Origin of the sequence: Enterococcus sp. 3G1_DIV0629, assembly GCF_002141285.1 — a bacterium.
Classification (GTDB): domain Bacteria; phylum Bacillota; class Bacilli; order Lactobacillales; family Enterococcaceae; genus Enterococcus_B; species Enterococcus_B lactis.
Genome location: NZ_NGLI01000009.1, coordinates 1 through 3,450 on the forward strand (window position 1 = coordinate 1; position 3,450 = coordinate 3,450).

At 29.0% G+C, this 3,450-nt stretch carries 2 protein-coding genes; both read left to right on the forward strand.

Annotation, left to right across the window (positions count from 1 at the left end; all coding sequences use genetic code 11):
* Nucleotides 1-2,226 (forward strand): hypothetical protein (locus A5816_RS15960; protein WP_086311751.1); only part of this gene is annotated, 2,226 nt, incomplete at its 5' end.
* 2 nt (nucleotides 2,227-2,228) lie between these two features.
* Complete coding sequence (locus A5816_RS15965) at nucleotides 2,229-2,993, forward strand: hypothetical protein (protein WP_086311752.1); 765 nt, start codon at nucleotides 2,229-2,231, stop codon at nucleotides 2,991-2,993.
* Nucleotides 2,994-3,450 lie beyond the last annotated feature (457 nt).

The window sequence follows — 3,450 nt, forward strand, 5'->3', positions numbered from 1 at the left end:
TGGGCAGGTCAAATGAATGATGAATTAGATAAGTTAATTAAAGATTTGAATGATTTAGAACTTATCATAAAATTAGAGCTTGCAGATCAATTACCAGATATTATTGATAAATTTAAATTATTCGGAATCATTGTTACAGGAAATAATGAACATTTATCGTTAGCTGCAACGCAAACAACGACTGTTAATAGTAAACAGTCAGTATTTACGTATGCTTTTAGAACAGAATGGGGATTTATTGAAGCAACTAAAACAAATCTAGCTAACGATATTTGTGATAAAAACAATGCTACATGGGCTATTAATTCTCGTGAAATAAGCAATGATGAAAAGCTTGATTTTGTTTTATTAATAAACAATATTCCTACACAAGTCAATAGACTATGGATTGTAAATAAAGAAAATTCTACTATAAAAAGTAATAAAGAATTATATTTCATTTATAAAAATCAGATTAGAAAAGCAGAGTTTGGCTATACTACTGCAAATAATCAAAATCCGGTATCTTTAAACTTTGACAAATTAAATACTAACTACGAGCCTCAATGGATAGTAAATGTATTTAAACGAGTACCTAATAATAAAAACTACTTACATTATTTAACTACTGATTATAAGTGTTATGAGTATGATTTAGATACTGGAGAAGAAAAACTTTTATATGAAATCCCAATTGATAAACAAGATATTTTTGATCCTATTAGTGATGTTATTGAAGGAAAATCAACTATTTGGGCTATTACGTATAAAGGAACTACTAACAGATACTTAAAAGAAATGAATGGGTTATGTTTTGAACCTTGTTTTGATTCAGTAGAAATGTATGATATCTGGGAAAATCCTAAAAAACTTATTTTTACTGATAGATTTAGCGGAATTACTCCAGCTAATATGTATCAAAATTATGCTAATCATGATGAAAATGAAGGTGATAAATCTTTATTAAGTTCTTTTATTTTGAGTTATAAAGATGATTCTTATAATAATCTTTTGAAGATATGTGAATTATCACCGAAACATTTTGATAATAAAATTGTTTCTGGTAATTTAGATAAATATTTTAAGGATTCAATTTTAAAAGAGCTTTACAACAATAATTCTCTTGCTGATTTTCAAGGTTACTATATTTATGATGTTACCAAAAACATAGAAAATTTTATTGATGCACCGTTATATTTGTTAAATGATTCTAAAAAAGAAAATGACGGTGCAAAATTCTTACTAGAAAACTCTAAATTTACGGTAGAAAGCAACATAAGGACTTTTCATCAGAAATTATCAGTCATTACAGCAGACAACGATTCTAAACGTACTTTAAGAGTTTTTGATCGTGTTATTTCTCAAGTAATAAATATAGGTGGTTTTTCTTTAAATAGTTTTTCTAGATGGTACGATAGCAGCAAACCAACTGTTACAGATAAAATAATGCCTTTAACTCCTACTAGACATTTTGATTATCTTTCTTTAGCAGGCTCTCATAGAGTATTTAATGCAAAAGAATTTGAAAATGTATTTGATGATACACCTTTAAAAACATATAAATATTATGAACTACCTTTAAAGAAAGATCATCCATTGTTTAGTGAAATGGAAAATAAAAATATTATAGTTGGAGTAACCAAAGGAACTAACTATGAAAAAGATTCTAGTAAATATGAGATAGTTATCAAATTGACTTATCAAGATGACTATGCAGAATTACAATTTAGAAGAGTAATGCGCTTTGAAAGAAGCGATAATGAAGGTAAATTCGGAGGAAGAAATAAAGCTAGTTATATAAGTCCGTGGGCATATGTTTACTATACTAAACCAGACGATAGTGCTCCTCCGGGTTATGAAGATAATCCTAATCAAGGGATAGATAAAGAGTTTCAAGATATTATTAATAATTTACAGCAACAAATTAATAATAATAAAAATGAAATCAATAATATAAAAAATGAATTAGGTGATATTAAAAAAGAAATTAATAACATGAAGCAAGAAATTCAAGATATTAAAAATATGTTGAATAGTAATCAAGAAGCATTTAAGAAATTACTTCAACATCTTGAAAATATTCATGTTTGGCAACATACTGGTGATGATATTCTTAAAGGTAATTTTGCTCCGGGAATGGGAGTTGCTGGTGGTAATATTAATGTCTTTACCGGAAGTGCTGATGGGAACACTTGGATCAGAACAAATCCGGGTAAAACTGAAAATGATATTGTGGCAGGTGTGTAATTATGCCAATTCAAATAAAATTTACAGTATCTACCAATGCCAAAGTAAAGAAGCAAGCTGATGGGATACCTTCATGGTATCCTAATCATGTAGGAGATAAAAATTATTGGTGGGGTGATGGAACCACTACTACAGATTATTTTTATTCAATAAATGGAAATGACATGTTCATTCAGTATGGGCAAAATACTTCGATATGGGCAGGATGTAGGCATTTTGTTCAATCCATTAGGATAACCGAGCAAAGAGAAAATGATGATGGCAGTATATATGTAAAAGGTGAAGTTGTTCCGATACTTTTTTCTAATCATAGGACAGATTATGCTTTAGGTGGGGCTAGAGTTAAATATAATGTTTCTGTGCAAGGAAAAACAATATGGCAAATAGATGGTAATACTATTGATGAAATGCAAAAAGACTCAAATATTAGTGTTCCATTTTCTACCACAGTTGCACCTAGTGAATACTATACAGGAACAGCGTTAAAGATTGCTATTACTTATCCTAATCATGAATTTCCTGATTCTACCACAGTTGTTGGATTATCATTATACAATCCAGCACCTCCTACTTATAAACCAATGGCAATTAGAAAATCTAATGTTTTTAAAACATTAAATAGGGCTAGCGGATTTATAAGGATAAGAAAAAGTAATAATTGGAAAGATATATCAGAAGAGACTTTGCCAGAAGGAGAGCCTAATAAAGGTAAGAACAGGATAAGGAAGTCGGGAGTATGGAAAAAACAAAGTAAAATAGGAAATTGAATTAGAAATGGGCTGTTTTTACAGCTCATTTTTTAAGTTAAATAAAAAAATAGAAAAATACCAAAATGTTAAAAAAATATTAAATCGTATATTTTTATATTATGTAAAAACCGAATAATTAAGCGGTTACATATAAATATATAATTTTATTTTTGATATATATAAATATATATACTTTTATATATATGTTATGATATATATAAAAATATATATGAATCGGGAGCAAAGCGGTTCGATTATAGCGAAGCAGCTATGCTGCTAGCGTAACCACATAACCCTTATTTATAAGGGTTATAGAGTGATAACGCTATGCGTTAGAACGTTACGAATAAACGTGTGCTATGCACATGTTTATTTTTTTTATTGTTCAGAAACGTAATATTAATGTTATTTAAAAATGAGAATAGAAGGACACCGGAACAAGCCGCTTGCGGCGCAGTGACTTCCACGGAGGCGA

Bases quoted from the DNA above. Each gene is read 5' to 3' on its own strand.
- A5816_RS15965 (WP_086311752.1), top strand. From the start codon at position 2,229: ATGCCAATTCAAATAAAATTTACAGTATCTACCAATGCCAAAGTAAAG.